Origin of the sequence: Bradyrhizobium sp., assembly GCF_036009065.1 — a bacterium.
Taxonomy (GTDB): domain Bacteria; phylum Pseudomonadota; class Alphaproteobacteria; order Rhizobiales; family Xanthobacteraceae; genus Bradyrhizobium.
In genome coordinates this window covers 1-14,263 of the sequence record NZ_DASYMN010000090.1, presented here as the reverse complement: position 1 = coordinate 14,263, position 14,263 = coordinate 1, and the positions used below count along the sequence as shown (strand labels likewise).

The 14,263-nt window shown below is 60.9% G+C and carries 15 protein-coding genes and 1 pseudogene; 9 read left to right on the top strand and 7 right to left on the bottom strand.

All coding sequences use genetic code 11. The features are described 5' to 3' along the window. A pseudogene (locus VGP39_RS05600) lies at window positions 1–176 on the top strand (transposase); the annotation flags it as partial. 206 nt (window positions 177–382) lie between these two features. Here VGP39_RS05600 and VGP39_RS05595 read toward each other — a convergent pair. Next, a complete protein-coding gene (locus VGP39_RS05595; protein WP_327567113.1) occupies window positions 383–1,123 on the bottom strand; it encodes a hypothetical protein in 741 nt (246 codons plus the stop codon). Between the two features lie 57 nt (window positions 1,124–1,180). Between VGP39_RS05595 and VGP39_RS05590 the strand changes: the two genes are divergently transcribed. From VGP39_RS05590 to VGP39_RS05580, 3 genes are all read left to right on the top strand, one after another. Next, window positions 1,181–1,537, top strand: a complete 357-nt coding sequence (locus VGP39_RS05590; protein WP_327567114.1) for a hypothetical protein — start codon at window positions 1,181–1,183, stop codon at window positions 1,535–1,537. A 549-nt stretch (window positions 1,538–2,086) separates the two neighbouring features. Then, window positions 2,087–2,575 carry a hypothetical protein gene (locus VGP39_RS05585; RefSeq protein ID WP_327567112.1) on the top strand — a complete coding sequence of 163 codons (489 nt, stop codon included), beginning with the start codon at window positions 2,087–2,089 and terminating at the stop codon, window positions 2,573–2,575. Window positions 2,576–2,776: 201 nt separating this feature from the next. Continuing rightward, window positions 2,777–4,444, top strand: a complete 1,668-nt coding sequence (locus VGP39_RS05580; RefSeq protein ID WP_327567111.1) for a hypothetical protein — start codon at window positions 2,777–2,779, stop codon at window positions 4,442–4,444. An 8-nt stretch (window positions 4,445–4,452) separates the two neighbouring features. On the opposite strand, the gene VGP39_RS05575 is transcribed toward VGP39_RS05580, so the two are convergent. After that, window positions 4,453–5,325 carry a hypothetical protein gene (locus VGP39_RS05575; protein WP_327567110.1) on the bottom strand — a complete coding sequence of 291 codons (873 nt, stop codon included), beginning with the start codon at window positions 5,323–5,325 and terminating at the stop codon, window positions 4,453–4,455. Further along, complete coding sequence (locus tag VGP39_RS05570; protein WP_327567109.1) at window positions 5,325–6,554, bottom strand: ferritin-like domain-containing protein; 1,230 nt, start codon at window positions 6,552–6,554, stop codon at window positions 5,325–5,327. The genes VGP39_RS05575 and VGP39_RS05570 overlap by 1 nt, the downstream gene beginning before the upstream one ends. 243 nt (window positions 6,555–6,797) lie before the next feature. Here VGP39_RS05570 and VGP39_RS05565 point away from each other — a divergent pair, with 243 nt between their 5' ends. Beyond that, the gene (locus VGP39_RS05565; RefSeq protein ID WP_327567108.1) at window positions 6,798–7,274 is read left to right on the top strand and encodes a hypothetical protein; all 477 of its coding nucleotides are present in this window, start codon (window positions 6,798–6,800) and stop codon (window positions 7,272–7,274) included. Window positions 7,275–7,330: 56 nt separating this feature from the next. Here VGP39_RS05565 and VGP39_RS05560 read toward each other — a convergent pair whose 3' ends face one another. Together VGP39_RS05560 and VGP39_RS05555 are read right to left on the bottom strand one after the other, a co-directional pair. Continuing rightward, window positions 7,331–7,609 (bottom strand): hypothetical protein, encoded by a 279-nt coding sequence (locus tag VGP39_RS05560; protein ID WP_327567107.1) that lies wholly within the window; start codon window positions 7,607–7,609, stop codon window positions 7,331–7,333. Between the two features lie 190 nt (window positions 7,610–7,799). Beyond that, a complete protein-coding gene (locus VGP39_RS05555) occupies window positions 7,800–8,711 on the bottom strand; it encodes a tyrosine-type recombinase/integrase (protein ID WP_327567106.1) in 912 nt (303 codons plus the stop codon). 247 nt (window positions 8,712–8,958) lie between these two features. Here VGP39_RS05555 and VGP39_RS05550 point away from each other — a divergent pair, with 247 nt between their 5' ends. Further along, on the top strand, window positions 8,959–9,927 hold the full coding sequence (locus tag VGP39_RS05550; RefSeq protein ID WP_327567105.1) for a hypothetical protein: 969 nt from the start codon (window positions 8,959–8,961) through the stop codon (window positions 9,925–9,927). 1 nt (window position 9,928) lies between these two features. On the opposite strand, the gene VGP39_RS05545 is transcribed toward VGP39_RS05550, so the two are convergent. Then, window positions 9,929–10,912 carry a hypothetical protein gene (locus VGP39_RS05545; RefSeq protein ID WP_327567104.1) on the bottom strand — a complete coding sequence of 328 codons (984 nt, stop codon included), beginning with the start codon at window positions 10,910–10,912 and terminating at the stop codon, window positions 9,929–9,931. A gap of 223 nt (window positions 10,913–11,135) precedes the next feature. On the opposite strand from VGP39_RS05545, the gene VGP39_RS05540 reads away from it, so the two are divergent. Further along, window positions 11,136–11,888, top strand: a complete 753-nt coding sequence (locus tag VGP39_RS05540; protein ID WP_327567103.1) for a sulfate transporter family protein — start codon at window positions 11,136–11,138, stop codon at window positions 11,886–11,888. On the opposite strand, the gene nth is transcribed toward VGP39_RS05540, so the two are convergent. After that, window positions 11,885–12,709 (bottom strand): endonuclease III, encoded by an 825-nt coding sequence (gene nth / locus VGP39_RS05535; RefSeq protein ID WP_327567102.1) that lies wholly within the window; start codon window positions 12,707–12,709, stop codon window positions 11,885–11,887. The two genes, VGP39_RS05540 and nth, sit on opposite strands and share 4 nt — an antisense overlap. Window positions 12,710–12,730: 21 nt before the next feature. Between nth and VGP39_RS05530 the strand changes: the two genes are divergently transcribed. Together VGP39_RS05530 and VGP39_RS05525 are read left to right on the top strand one after the other, a co-directional pair. Beyond that, on the top strand, window positions 12,731–13,246 hold the full coding sequence (locus tag VGP39_RS05530) for a DUF2244 domain-containing protein (RefSeq protein WP_327567101.1): 516 nt from the start codon (window positions 12,731–12,733) through the stop codon (window positions 13,244–13,246). A 55-nt stretch (window positions 13,247–13,301) separates the two neighbouring features. After that, complete coding sequence (locus VGP39_RS05525; RefSeq protein ID WP_327567100.1) at window positions 13,302–14,198, top strand: bifunctional helix-turn-helix domain-containing protein/methylated-DNA--[protein]-cysteine S-methyltransferase; 897 nt, start codon at window positions 13,302–13,304, stop codon at window positions 14,196–14,198. The last annotated feature ends 65 nt before the right edge of the window (window positions 14,199–14,263 follow it).

Sequence of the window (14,263 nt, the reverse complement as noted above, 5' to 3'; positions counted from 1 at the left end):
GAGCGTCGGAACGTTCAAGGCCGAGCGGCGACGTTGGGTCGTCGAGCGTACGTTTGCCTGGCTCGGCCGTAACCGACGGCTTGCCAAAGACTTCGAGGCATCCATTGCCAGCGCGGAAGCCTGGGTCCTGATTGCAAGTATTCCGTCAACTCTCCCGCCGCTTGGCTAGAGCCTGATATGACAACGACTTATATTGAATCAGACTCTGAGGTGCTCGCGGTTCTTCACGGCGAGCCTCGAAGGATGGGCCACAAGCGCCCGCTTCCATCCTTCGAGGCTCGCCCAAGAGGGCGAGCACCTCAGGATGACGGGGGTATATGTGGTGCGATTCGGGATTGGTGGGCACGGCGCTGCGCGCCTGTGCCCACCCTACGCAGCTTGTTTAGGCCGCCGTCTCGAATCCGAAGCCGTCGTCACCGAGGTGCTTCTGCAGCTGCTCGATCCGCCGCCGGACGACAGTGGCGCTGTCGAACGGGCCGGGAATGTAGACAGGCTTGCCGTCGCGGCCGAACGGAAAGTCCGCCTCGCTTTCATCCGCGCTTATGCCACCGAAAATCCGTTCTACTGCGGCGAAGTCGCGGTGCGGCACGAACCCGATCGATTGCGACCACGCGGCAAGGTCGCGTAGCAGCTTGCGGGCATCGCCCGGCTGCAGAGAGACCGGCGGCGAGCCGGCATTCGTTGCCTCCACATACATCGCGAGCTCATCGCTTTCGAGCGATTTAAACATCGCATCCTTGATGCCCAGACAGAACACGTCGAGCAGAAAGACGCCGGCCGCGAGATGGTGGCGCGTAACGCCGCGCGCCAGAATCATGGTCCCAATGCCGAGTTCGAACAAGTCTGCGCTGAGCAAGCAGTGCTGGATCGGCGTCTCGGCCGCCCTCAGTACGCGAGCGGGCAGGCCGGCGTCGAGCGCCTCGGCCCGCCGCTTCTGCGCCACCACTTGTTTGCGCCGTTGCGCTTTGCGGGCGCGCTTGAGCGCCATATTCACCGCCATGGCCGACCTCCTCACGTGATTCGCGCTCGCTGCAGGATACACCCGAAGATTCCACTTGGTGCAGGGGCGGCGCGTCGAATATTCTGGGGACAAGGCCTGATCGAAATCGGCGAGTTCACCCATGATCTCAACCAGCCCCGGCCCGCTGTCATGTGCCTTTCAGCCGACGCCTTGTACGGGATGACCGAGGTGGAACTGCTGGCGGCCTACAGCGAAGCCCGCCGACAATTCGTGGAAAAGAAGTTTGCGCGCGATACCCAGCGGGCGCGGCTGGCCTGGATCAAGGCCAAGATGTTCACCGGCAGTACCGGCGGGGTCACCGAGCGCAACATGGCCATCGATGTCTCGGAGGAGATCGCGCGCAAGGGACAGGAATTGCGTGAGATGACACGCGAGCTTGACCTGCTCAAGGTCGAGGTCGACATCATCGGCATCGTCATTCGGTTCCGCGGCGCACCGACACCGGCAGGCTCGCACGGTGAAGACACCAGCGAAAGCGATTCCGCGCGCGAAGGCGATCGCGCCGCGTCCGACTAGCGGTGGCAGATTGATCGAGTTGCGCACGCTATGGTGCTGGCAGGAGTTACCATCTTCAACCGAAGTGGAAGGAGGCACAAAGAATAGCCGCCGCCAGGTTCCTCATCGTCGCCCTCAATGAGTAGCCGGATCACGGACATCAGCTTGACGAAATTGCGTTTGGCATGGTGCTTTACGAGCCGACCGCTCTCGAATGCTGCCTGACCGTCCGCCGCGCCGCCCTGTTCAGCGATGATCCGCATCCGCTTGATCAACCGCTGCGCTTCCGTGTAACTCTGGTTGCCGCCTGTTTACAACAGCCTGGTCACACGATGCTGATGCGCCTCCAGGGCTTGGCGAGGATGGCTTTTCACTCGCCTGTGCGAGTTCCTCCAGACAATATACGGTGCATTTGGCCGCGGCCGCGCTGCGAAGCTTGGCGACGTCGAACACCGGCTTCGGCTTTGTTTGTCTCGCCATGATTGCAGGCCTCAGGAATGGAACGGCTTCGAGCCGCCAGCGCTCCGGTGATTCGCACTAGCGCCATGATACACGTGAAGATTCCGCTTGGTGGAGCGGCGGCGCATCGAATATCCTGGGGATAAGGCTCTTTGCCGCAGCAGGATTTTTCTGCCGATGCCCACCGGCTTTGAAGACATACTGTTCGCTTTCGAATTCGTCAGCAGCGATGGCAGCAATGAGGCCTTGCTGTGCAAGCGGACGGGCAAGGTCTATTGGCGTTCCGAACTTTCCGGTCTGGACGAGATCGGGGAGGAATTGCCGGACGACATCGAGAAAGATGAGAACTATGTCGCGATTCCCGGCAAACGGGAGCTCGATCTCGGCAAGCCGCTGGTGCTGGACTTTGCGCGCGAGTTTCTGCCGAACGACTTCGACGAGGTCCGATATATCTTCGGCAGACGTGGCGCGTACCAGAAGTTTCGAGCCCTGCTGACGCGAAGAAAGGCTCTCAAGCGCTGGGACGATTTCGAATCGAAAGCCACCGAACGGGCGCTGCGCGAATGGTGCGAGCTCAACGAGATCGAAGTCAACGGCTGACATCGTTCAGCAATGCGTTAGCTGTAAGCAGCAGCGGCTCGATCCGCCGCCGGATCAGGGTGGCGCCTTTGACTTGACGGCCATGGCGACGCTCTGTTCTTCACGACTTTCCGCCGTAGTATTCGCGCGGAGGAGGCGATCATGATTTCATTTCAGCGGAGTGGCGGCGAAAAATCCTCGTGTCCCGGACATGAAAACTAGATGCGACTCCCATGCGCGGCACTGCCGGCCAGACTGTATGGAAAACGAGAAGCAGCCGGCATCGCGGCGTTCGCGCTGCTGCTGGGGCTGCTCGCCATCCGGATCACCCGGGGAGCCGATCTCGGAGATGAATCGTATTACGCTATTTTCATCGATGACTGGTTGAAAGGCGGCATAGCGACCTCCTCGTTTCTGGTTATTCATCAGACCGCGGCGCTGCTGGTTTATCCCGCAGCGCTTGCATATGCCGCGCTGAAGGGTTCGAGCGACGGCTTGTTCCTTTTTCTGCGCGTACTGTTTCTGGCCGGCGCCGCGGCGTCGGCGCTGTGCTGGATCCTTTTCCTGAAACGACTGGGCTATCGGCTGCTGGCCTGGGCCGGAGGAATATTCGTCCTGTCATTCGTTCCCTTCGGATTGCCGGCGCCGTCCTACAACACCTTGGGCCAACAGGCACTGACGATTGCGCTGGCTTCGCTCGGAGTTGCCGCCCTGGTCGACGGCCGGACGCGCGAACAGTTCTGGTGGCTGATCGCCTCGGCCGCCGCCTGGGCCGTCGCGACCATCGCCTATCCTTCGCTGATCATGCCGCTGGGCGCGCTTTGTCTGCTCGGCCTGTGGGTTGGCGATCGCTGTTTTCCGCGCCCGCTATCTTATGCGGCGATGACCGGCGCTGCGGTGTGCGCCGGCTGGTCGCTCGTCATACTATCGCTGACCTTCGCCCGCCTGCGTGACAGCGTGATCTTTACCGGCACCGCCTTTGACGCGGATGGATGGGGCCGCAAACTGGCCTTCGTGCAAGACCTGTTTGCAGCGAATTTCGCGTTTTCGCTGCTGTGCGTGGCCGCAATCGGCATCGGTGTGGCGCGCCGTCGCTTCCCGCTGTTCGCACGGCTGGCAACCGTGGCCGTCCTGGCCGCTCTTTTCGTGACCGCCCCTGCGCTGTACGCGCGCTCACATGATGCGGTCACGCTGGCCGCGCTCACGGGTCTGGGTCTGCTTTCGGGGCTGCGGACTAACGCCGGCCGGGCAGAGCGTGCGATCGGACTTGTCTATGCGACGTCGCTGCTCGCGGCATTGACGACTGGCGTAACGGCTTCCAACTCTGTTTTTAATTTTTCGATCGGGGCTCTGCCCGCGGCGGCGCTTGCGGTCGTGGGCCGTCCGGCCGCGAAATCCTCGAGCGTTGCCGGCCTGATTGCGGTCTCGGCCGCGATCGCCGCCGTGCTGTCGACATCGCTGTTTTCCTATTACGGCGAATTGCCCGGCCGGCCGGACGCACCGAGAGAGCACATCACCGGCGGTTTCTTTTCCGGCCTCGCATTGCTTCCGGATGACGCCGCGCTGCTCCGCCTGGTGCAAGAGCGCATCGACCCCTTGCTGGAGAACAAGCCGCCCATTGCCATTCTCGGACGTCTGCCCGGACTGATCCTTGCGATGCCGACGCGGCTCAGCATGCCGATCGCATACGCGGTGCCGGGCGGCGATAAATGGCTGTCGCCATACGAAGCATTCTACCGGCAGCCGGGCCGGCAACCCCTGCTCGTGCTGATCTACCGGGATCGCTACTTCCTGCCGCCAAATCCGATACCCCGGTTCGACAACGACTATGCGTTGGCGGATGAGCTGAAAACCCCGCTCGGCCGCATTGAGGTTTTCCGCCGGCGTTGAGAATGTGCTCAGGTTGCGCGATCGATATCCATCATGCGTTCCGGCCGTCGCCGCATGGTCAAACGCGGCGTCGACCGCGTCGACGCGATCGATAATGTTCCTCGGACGAAAAACAGCTGCGCATCCGAGTCCCAGCCGCCGAACCAGAAGTTCACCGGCCAAGGGCGGTCGGTCGGATCGAAGTCCGGCAGCAACGCCCCGGTCCCGCCGCTACTCTGGGCAACACTGGACTTCAGTTCGTAATCCCAGATCATCCGGGCGGCCCAAAATCCTGCCACGCCGACACCCTGCGCGGCGGCGGCGAGCGCACGTTCGAGATACTCGATGCGTTCCTCGATGGCGGGAAGCTCGTCGGTCGCGCTTTCGGCGTCGACCCGAAGCTTGTCCAGCCTGTCGCTCCATGCCGCCGTGATCGATTCAACGCCCGTTGCCTGCGTGATGAACCCCTCGTCGAATTTGAGGTCGGAGGCGTTGAATTCGCGAAACGGCGACGCCGGATCGGTGGGCACGGTAGCGCGCGAGAAGCTGTCGCCGCCCACCGAGAAGCCAAGATCGAAGGGCGAGATGGGCTCCTCGCCATCCTCGGAAACCGCGCCGTTGCGGCCTTCGAATTTCGAATCGCCATGCAGGTTCACGGCAGCGCCGACCAGCGGATGGTCGGGCAAGGCGGTGCCGTCGAGGCTCACGGTCCGCACGCTGACCCCAACCATCGGCGTATGCTTGCGGAGAAAGGGCGGATCCTGGAAGCGGATAATGCGGTCCAGGTCGGGTTCGCCGGCATAAGCGCGTATGTACCCGGAAACACCGCGCGGCTCGTCATACGGATCGGGATCGGTTGCCAGGCGGCACTGCGCCCAGCCGGCGAACTGTATCAGCAGCATCACGCACTCTCCATCGTGGCGGCCACGAAGTCGCGCTTTATGATCTCCAGCGTTTCGCCGATCGGACCCAGCCGCACGACGTCGGCAGAGAGAACCGCGCATTCGGCGATGATGACGTCGAAGCGTTCGACGATGATCTTCCAGCGCGCCGAAGCATAGGGCGGCACCGATATCTCCGAGTAGATTTCGAACGGCGGCCCGCCGCGTTGCGGGCCGCCATCCGCGCCGAGGGGAAGTTTGGTCAGCTCTTCGCCGATGGGCCTCAGCGCGATACTCATCAGGCGCTGCGAGGACAACCTCAGCTGCTCCCGCACCGTGGCGTTTGCCCGGTCCCGAGCCAATGGGGCCATCGAGAAGTAGACCTGCAGCAGCAGCAGCATCAGGCCATAGACGCTGTTGAACAGTTCCGCGACCGCCAGCGTCGTCGGATGGGTGATCAGGACGACCTGGCCCGAAGCCTTGGCGTTCTTGAGGGTTGCGGGATTGATTGGAAGATTCCGCGCCGCGGCGAACCGGCCCTCGTCGAAATATCGCTGCCGGATTCTCATGAAGCGGTTGTAGTGCGACGATGTACGATCGGCCGGCGTACCCTCGCCATCCTCGATGATGTTTTCGATTGCGTGCAGCGCTTGCCGCCGGTTCGTCACCGCTTCGATGTCCAGCACATTGTCCGACCAGTTGTCGTCGGTCTGCGCTTCCGGAGGGCCGATGAACAGCACCTCTTCGGGGATTGCGCGAAACCCGTCCGCAATCTGCGCGTACAGCTCGCCGATGAATTTGAAATCGATCGGTTCGGGTGCGAGGGCGGCACGCGCCGCCATTGGCGTCGGTGAAAGGTCGGCGCCCGGCGGCGGCGGCTTCGGCATTCCGCGCGGCAGCTCAAACACCAGGAAACGGTAGAGCGCCTCATCGCCGAACGGCACGAGGTCGAATGGAAAGGGATAATAGTCGATCTTGCGCGGCATCGGCGGCCGGTCGAACTTCGCCGGCGCGCCGATCGCCGCCAGCAGGTTGCAGACGATCGCGAGGTGCCCCATCTCCTCGCGCGCGATCAGGAGAATATCCATTTCCCAGTCCCGCACCAGCCGCTGTTGACGGGTGCTGAGGCCTTCGTCCAGGCTCTTTTTCAATGACAGAGCGGTGTAGAGATACTGAACAAGCAGCCCATGCTCGATCTCGCACGCCTCATGCAGCGCATTGATCAACTCTTCCCTTGTGTCGATCGGCATCGAGTTTCCCCCAACGATCTACTTAAAGCGAGGAGTGGTAAAGCTGTCTTCCGCGGCGACGCTAGCAGCATAGGGCTCGGGCTGGAAGCGCTGGCGAGACACCGGTTACGGCGCCGGCGGTCCGCGCGGTGCCGGAGGCGCCGGCAGGATCGGCCTTGCGCCGCGGCAGGGTCCGCGCTGGGTGACGGCGTATCGACCAGCGACGGGCCGGCGCGAGGCACCGCGCCGGCGGCGAAACTTGTGTTGCAGTCGGTTCTCGACCAGCGTGGGGACCTCGGCGGCTTGCCCGACGACCTTGGAAAGCTGTTCGGTCCTCCCTATAAAACCGACAAGGCGCGGATACACTCCAATTCCTGCCAGGTGACCCTGGTCTGGAGCGATCCGCCCGGCGAGGGCCTGCAGAACGATCTCGACCTCCTCGTTGTCGCCGGCAACAGGGAGCGCCACGGCAACGCGCCCGACGGGTCGAAGGATTTCGACCGCAAGAACAATGTCGAGCAGGAGACCATGATCATCTGGCCGCCGGAAATTGGTCGTCTCCGTCGTTGTCCACGCCATTGCCGTGACACCGCAGAGTTACGCGCTGGTGGTGAGCGTGAGCTAGGGTGGGCAAACGGGCGGTTTCGTCATGGCCGGGATCGTCCCGGCCATCCATGTCTTTCTCGCCCAAGTGCAGTCAAGACGTGGATGCTCGGCACGAGGCCGGGCATGACCAGCTGAGCGATAACGCCTGATTTGATTTGAAGAACTTTTTCGGCGATCGCGTAGCCTGATCGTCAGCCTTTCTTTTTGCACTTAACCCAATCGCCGGCATTGGGAGGAATGTCGACCGGCTTTCCGTCGGGCCCCAGTTGCTTGAAGTCTCGGCGTCCCATGCACTCCGCCCAACGGGGCGTTCCCTGGCCCTTGACGCTGGCCGTATTGCGGCAGCGGCAAACCGCCTCCTCATAGGCCGCGCCGTTTAGAGGTTTTAGCTTTGGCATTTGTGCCCAGGCTTCGATAGGCCCGAATGAAAAGGCGATAATAGTCGCCGCGATCAATCCGATTTTTTGCATGATCTCCTCCCAAGGTGCACTCCGCATCGCTGATCGATGATCGCGTGCATCCGTGATACAATCTTCAAGATCTATCATCGCGGATCGCCACTCGGCTAGAACCGAGGTGACATGACCGGGCTGGCAAATTGCCGCGGCCGACCCTTGCTGAAACGTTTACGCGTGAGGCCCGCAAGGACGACGCGCTCGGCTAGGCGGCAAACATCGCCAGGACGTCGGCGCGCTCCAGCGTCACTCGGAGCGCCTCGTCCGAGACGTGGGTGTAGATTTCGGTCGTCGCGATGCTGGAGTGGCCGAGCAGCCGTTGCACGAACCGGATATCGACGCCGCGTTCGATCAGAAGCGTCGCCGCCGTATGCCTCAGCATGTGCGGCGTGATGCGGCGCGCGGCGCCCGTCCTGGTCGAATAACGGCGTAGCTCGGAGCGAACCGATTGCGGCTTTAAGGGCAGCCCTCGCCGGTTCAGGAACAGATTGCCCGCGGCGCTGCCGTTGGTTCGATGCCATCGAACCAGTTTTTCCAGATCGGCCCGCAGTCCGACATCGGAGACATAGGCGACCCGGTCGCGCGCGCCCTTGCCGTGAACCCGCAACGACCGGCCATCGGGAGAGACATCGTCGACGCGAAGCTTGCACAGCTCGCCGACGCGGATGCCGGTCGCGATCATGAGGCGGACCGCGGTGGCGGACCGCGTCTCGCGGCCGGCCTCGCTTGCCGGCTTGCGTGACGCAAACCCGCGGAGCAGCGATGACACCTCAGGCGCGGAAAGCGCACGGGGAAGCCGTTTTCGCCGCGGCAGCTGCAGCCGCCAGCGGCTGAATACGTCGGGCGTGAGGTCGAGAACGACAAATCTCCGCACGAATGCGCGAAGGCACGCAAAGCGGCGGCGCACCGTAGCAACCGCAAGCTTCCTGCGGTCGATCATGTCGGTGAGATACTCGGTGAGGCTGGCCTCGGTGATCGAGGCAAGCGATGCGTCCATGGGCATGACGCGGCGAAAATCGCCGAGGTCGCCGGCATAGGCCTGGAGGGTGTGGTGCGAGAGCTGCCGCTCGACTGAACAGTATTGCAGGAAATCGGTGACCGCGGCGTCGAGAAGCATGTTTGAGATCTCCGGTTTGGGGGTCGGGACGCGCCCGATCCGCAGACTCAAGATGCGTCATAACGGCCGCTCTGTGATCGCTTCGTTGCGTTCGTGGTAAACGTGCCGCGCGCTGAAATTGCAGTTACCGCGACTTAATCGTCGGGGTTTTTTCCTTACGCAGGAGTACGCATAACTACGGATTATGCCCCATATTATAGCCATTGGTACGAGCGTTCCTCAGTTTGTTGCCACAAACGATTACGTTGTGTCGCTTGTTCTCAGGCTCTCCAAAGAAAGTTATGTTGGCACTCACATTAAACTTGAGCAAATGACCAGGCAATTTCTGGAAAAGGCAGGCGCGAAACATCGGCGTTGGCGGACCGGAAACACTAAGCCAATCGAACATATATCAGAAGCCTGGAAAAATTGCCTCGCAAAGCTCGATCCTGATCAAGCCGCCAAAATCGGTACGCTTATCTACTGCGGAATCGACAAGGGCGTGGCAGAGCCTTCTCATGCTAGCTTGCTTGCTCAAAAATTCGGATTAGATCGCGTCCGCTGCCTTGATCTTTCCGACGCTTGCATGGGCTGGTTTACAGCCACCCAAGTGGCATCGCAATTTGCTACGGCAAAAGCTCCTTATTGTGCCATCGTGTCGGCAGAATTCCCAATGGAAATACCCGGCCGAGTCTATCCTGAGTGCTTCACAATAAGAGATGAACAGGATTTTCTTTGGAAGGGAGCCGCCCTCACTATGGGCGAAGCAGCATCAGTAACAATCATTGATTCGCTTGCTGATGAATCACCTCAGGTCGTATACACGTCGAGTAGTAAATTGGCTGACATCTGCTGTGTTCCGCTTTTAAGAGCTGATCGGTTTGTCGATTCTCCGCGGCTATCGCCAAAATTGGCCGATAACTGCTTCGTGTCATATATGCCATCAATGGCTCTCGAAAGCTATCGGCAAGCCCAAGGTATCTTGATTAAGTACATAGCTGAATATGATCGACCAGATGTCGTATTGCCCCATCTTGTGTCCCAAACGGGACCTCGACGAGCCTCACACCATCATCTGAAGGATGGGACGCTAAAAAACTGCTTTGAACACTTTGGGAATCTCGCGACTTGTTCGATTCCCGTGGGCTACGAATACTTCGATTGCAACAAGAATAGCCATGTAGTTGGCTGGGTTTCCGCAGCAGGAATGAGCCACGGCATATTTCGGTTGTGGTAAGTCATGTTCCAAATAACGCGGCCATAGTGCTAGTGAACAAGGGGACCAGCGTTGCGGCCGCTGCTTGCGAAACCGCTTTAAAGGACACGACTTCATATATCTGATCGAAGAAGCCAGCTCGACCGCCGGAGTATTTCGCCTGCCTCTGAATTCGCTTCGTGTAGCCGGCAATCCAATACAATGGTATCAAAACAATCAGCACGGTCACCGACGTGTAGCAAGCCGACCAAAAAATACTCATTGCGTAGCCATTTTGGACGTAAGCATCTCGTACGCTTCCCTTTTCAATCCAATCGCGTCCTATTTGCATCACCGCGATTGTGGCAATCGTGCTTGTCGTAAAAATGGTAGAGGTTATAGCTAGGAGTTGTCCGACGCTTCGCTTCAGTTCAATTATTTCAGCCTTCTTGAGTCCGTCTGCCCTGTCGGCAAATCTAATCGCCTTGTGCGAGATCCAGAAGCAGGCCGTTACCGCCACGGCAATTCCAAAAATGACCAGAAGTAGCGGAAAAAACGCGAATGGATGAATTTCGAAATTAACAAAAGGAATCGTAGTCGTCGCAAGCAAGAAATAAAGGCGCGCATCGGTCTGTAGGGGTTTCATGCGCTCAAGATACGAGTGCCGGACTATATTTATGTCGAAATAGCAGGCAATAAGAATAATCGAGGATATTACGGAAAATGAGATCAAAATCCCGACCAGTATCCGCTTCATCTCGAGCTTTGACTCGGATGTCCTCAGTTGCTGTAAAAAGAATACAATACCTCCGGTGCAAAGCACCAAGTGCACTCCGCCGGCGGTCGCGTATAAAATTATGGATCTGAGATTGAGGTTCTTTTCGCCGAGATAATTTCCTACAAAGCCGGTTGTTGCGGGCACCACTAGTTCGAAAATCAAGCAAAGCAAGAATGCAGTGAAACCAGCGCCGAGGGCTGTTGCTGCACCCAAAGCGCTTGGGCTAGCCAACTTTGAATAGAGAGGCATAATCCGTAGTTATGTGTTGTGCGGCCAGAAATAGCCGATGAGTGGATCTCAATTCTATTTGAGCGCGAGCAAAATGCAATGCCGCAACTTTCAGTTCGCAAAACCCTTCTCTCCCGGTTGCAAAAGGGTCAAATTGACTTTGGCCCTGATCGAACTCTTGGCTCGCCCCTTGTCTCATTGGCCCGCCACCCCACCTCCACGAAAGTTTCCGTAGAGACTTCCCATGCTCACCGCCGCCTTCACCGCCCTCTCCCAGATCCTGTCGCCGCCGATGCGCACCATCCTGTGGCGGTCCATCGCCCTGGCGCTGGTGCTGGTCGCGGTGCTGGCGGTCGGGCTGCAGCGGCTGCTTAGTTGGTTCGCGACTTCCGGCGAGGTCTGGCTCGAGGCTTGGCTCGGGCCTGGCTTTCACACCCCGCTCAATATCCTGGCCTGGATCGTCTCGATCGCGGCCGGGCTCGGCGTAGTGCTGGGCGCGGTGTTCTTGATGCCGGCGATCACCTCGCTGGTGGCGAGCGTGTTCGTCGACGACGTCGCCGAGCATGTCGAGCGCGCGCATTATCCGGCGGAGCGGCCCGGCACCGCGCTGCCGGTCGGGCTTGCCATGACTGAGGGCGTCAAGACCGCGGCTCTGACCATCCTGGTCTATCTGATCGCGCTGCCCTTCGTATTCGTGGCCGGCGCCGGCTTCATCGCGTTCTTCGTCGCCACCGCATGGCTGCTCGGGCGCGAATATTTTCAGCTCGCGGCAATGCGGTTTCGCTCGCCCGCCGAAGCCAAGGCGATGCGCAAGCAGCACGCGGCGATCGTGTTCACCGCGGGGCTGGTGATCGCCGCATTCGTCTCGATCCCGATCGTCAACCTGGCGACGCCGCTGTTCGGCATGGCGTTCATGGTCCACATGCACAAGCGATTGAGTGGCCCGCGACCTGAACTGATCGAGCCTGTGCGGAAGAGTGGCGTTCCGGTCGCCTAAACCGTCTTCTCCGGCCAGCGGCAGAGGTCGTTGATCAGGCACACCTCGCAGCGCGGCTTTCGCGCCAGGCACGTATAGCGGCCGTGCAGGATCAGCCAGTGGTGCGCGTGCAGCATGAATTCGGTGGGGATGACGCGCTCCAGCCCGAGCTCGACTTCAAGCGGCGTGTTGCCGGGTGCAAGTCCGGTGCGGTTGCCGACGCGGAACACGTGGGTGTCCACCGCCATGGTGCGCTCGCCGAACGCCATGTTGAGTACGACGTTGGCAGTCTTGCGCCCGGCGCCCGGCAGCGACTCGATCTCAGCGCGGGTGCGCGGCACCTCGCCGCCGAATTCCGCGATCAGCTTTTCCGACAGCGCGATGACGTTCTTCGCCTTGTTGCGATAGAGCCCGATGGTCTTGATATAATCGCGGACCTTGTCCTCGCCGAGCGCAAGCATCTTCTGCGGCGTATCGGCGACGGCAAACAGCGTGCGCGTCGCCTTGTTGACGCCGGCGTCGGTCGCCTGCGCCGACAGCACCACCGCGACCAGCAGCGTGTAGGGGTTGAGATGCTCCAGCTCGCCCTTCGGTTCGGGGTTGGCCTTTCGAAATCGGGTGAAGGCCTCGCGCACCTCGGCCGCAGTCCAGGGTTTGATCGACGTTTTGCGCGAGGCCTTCGGTGATTTTTTCGCCACCGCGGCCTGCCCTGATTTGACCCCAAGAGATTCGCCTGCCTTATTTTGCCTTGGGTTCGCCGCAACGCTGCCCTTGGCCGTCAAGCCGCTTTCTTTGACGGCCGGTTCTTGCGGCTTCGGAGGGCTGCGGGTGATATTCGCCATGATCATGTATACTTAAGCGCGATGACCGCACGCAACGACATCGAAAGTGCAGAGCCGGCGCTGTTTTCGGCACAGCTCACGCCGCACAGGTCATTGAGCCGCAACGGCTTTCTGGTGCTGATGGGATTGCTGACCGTGGTCAGCTTCGCCGCCGGGCTTGCCTTTACGCTGATCGGCGCGTGGCCGGTATTCGGCTTTTTCGGCCTCGATGTCGTGGTGGTCTATTGGGCCTTTCGTGTCAATTTTAGCCGCGCCCAAGCCATTGAAGAAATTACCATAACGCCGTCCGAGCTACGGGTGCGCCGGGTCAGCCACCGCGGCCACGTGGTCGAGTGGGTGCTCAATCCGCTGTGGGTGCGGCTCGATCAAAAAACCCACGCCGAGTTCGGCATCGAGAAACTTTATCTGGTCTCGCGCGGCCGTCGAGTCTCGGTTGCGAGCTTTCTCGGAGCGGACGAAAAAGCTAGTTTTGCCAAAGCCCTAACCGCTGCTCTGCAGGCCGCCAAGCGCGGCCCGACCTATAATCCGATCGCTTAAAATGCTGTCGGGAATCGGGTGGTTCTGACGCCGCGATCGTCCTACATCGGTAAGCATGATGAACCTTGCCATAAATGACCACCGCCTCACAAAGCCGGGCCCCCAGAACGCCGCGCTGCGCGACTATGACTCGGTGCGGCGCGCCATCGCTTTCATCTCAGAGCACTGGCGCGCGCAGCCGACCATCGAATCGATGGCGGACGCCGCCGGCGTGACGCCCGACGAGCTGCACCATCTGTTCCGCCGCTGGGCCGGCCTCACGCCAAAGGCCTTCATGCAGGCGCTGACGCTGGATCACGCCAAAGGCCTATTGCGCGATTCGGCCAGCGTGCTCGACGCCGCCCTCGACTCCGGGCTTTCAGGCCCGAGCCGGCTGCACGACCTGTTCGTCACCCATGAGGCGATGTCGCCCGGCGAATGGAAGAACGGTGGCGCCGGCATGACGCTGGCCTACGGATTCCATCCCTCGCCGTTCGGCACGGCGATCGTGATCGCCAGCGGCCGCGGCCTTGCAGGGCTCGCCTTTGCCGATCCAGGCGACGAGCAGCCGGCGCTTGCCGACATGCAGCGGCGCTGGCCGCGCGCGACCTATGTCGAGGACCACGCCGGCACGGCCGCGCTGGCGCAGCGCATCTTCGACACAAAGCTTTGGCGCGCGGACCAGCCGTTGCGCGTGGTTCTGATCGGCACCGATTTCGAAGTGCGGGTATGGGAGTCGCTCTTGAAGATCCCGATGGGCCGCGCGGTCTGCTATTCGGACATCGCCAACAGGATCAAGAGCCCGAAGGCCTCGCGCGCGGTCGGTGCTGCGGTCGGAAAAAACCCGATCTCGTTCGTGGTGCCGTGCCATCGCGCGCTCGGCAAGGGCGGCGCGCTGACCGGCTATCACTGGGGCATCACCCGCAAGCAGGCGATGATCGGCTGGGAAGCCGGGCAGGTCGGCGTTCATTAGTCCAGCCCGCCTCACGTTGCAGGGAATCGGCGACGCTTGTAGATTCCGCCGATGTCCCGACATCA

Coding starts and splice junctions, on each gene's coding strand:
- VGP39_RS05595 (WP_327567113.1), bottom strand. CDS start 1,123: ATGGGTGAACTCGCCGATTTCGATCAGGCCTTGTCCCCAGAATATTCG.
- VGP39_RS05590 (WP_327567114.1), top strand. CDS start 1,181: ATGACCGAGGTGGAACTGCTGGCGGCCTACAGCGAAGCCCGCCGACAA.
- VGP39_RS05580 (WP_327567111.1), top strand. CDS start 2,777: ATGCGACTCCCATGCGCGGCACTGCCGGCCAGACTGTATGGAAAACGA.
- VGP39_RS05575 (WP_327567110.1), bottom strand. CDS start 5,325: ATGCTGCTGATACAGTTCGCCGGCTGGGCGCAGTGCCGCCTGGCAACC.
- VGP39_RS05570 (WP_327567109.1), bottom strand. CDS start 6,554: ATGCCGATCGACACAAGGGAAGAGTTGATCAATGCGCTGCATGAGGCG.
- VGP39_RS05560 (WP_327567107.1), bottom strand. CDS start 7,609: ATGCAAAAAATCGGATTGATCGCGGCGACTATTATCGCCTTTTCATTC.
- VGP39_RS05555 (WP_327567106.1), bottom strand. CDS start 8,711: ATGCTTCTCGACGCCGCGGTCACCGATTTCCTGCAATACTGTTCAGTC.
- VGP39_RS05545 (WP_327567104.1), bottom strand. CDS start 10,912: ATGCCTCTCTATTCAAAGTTGGCTAGCCCAAGCGCTTTGGGTGCAGCA.
- VGP39_RS05540 (WP_327567103.1), top strand. CDS start 11,136: ATGCTCACCGCCGCCTTCACCGCCCTCTCCCAGATCCTGTCGCCGCCG.
- nth (WP_327567102.1), bottom strand. CDS start 12,709: ATGGCGAATATCACCCGCAGCCCTCCGAAGCCGCAAGAACCGGCCGTC.
- VGP39_RS05530 (WP_327567101.1), top strand. CDS start 12,731: ATGACCGCACGCAACGACATCGAAAGTGCAGAGCCGGCGCTGTTTTCG.
- VGP39_RS05525 (WP_327567100.1), top strand. CDS start 13,302: ATGATGAACCTTGCCATAAATGACCACCGCCTCACAAAGCCGGGCCCC.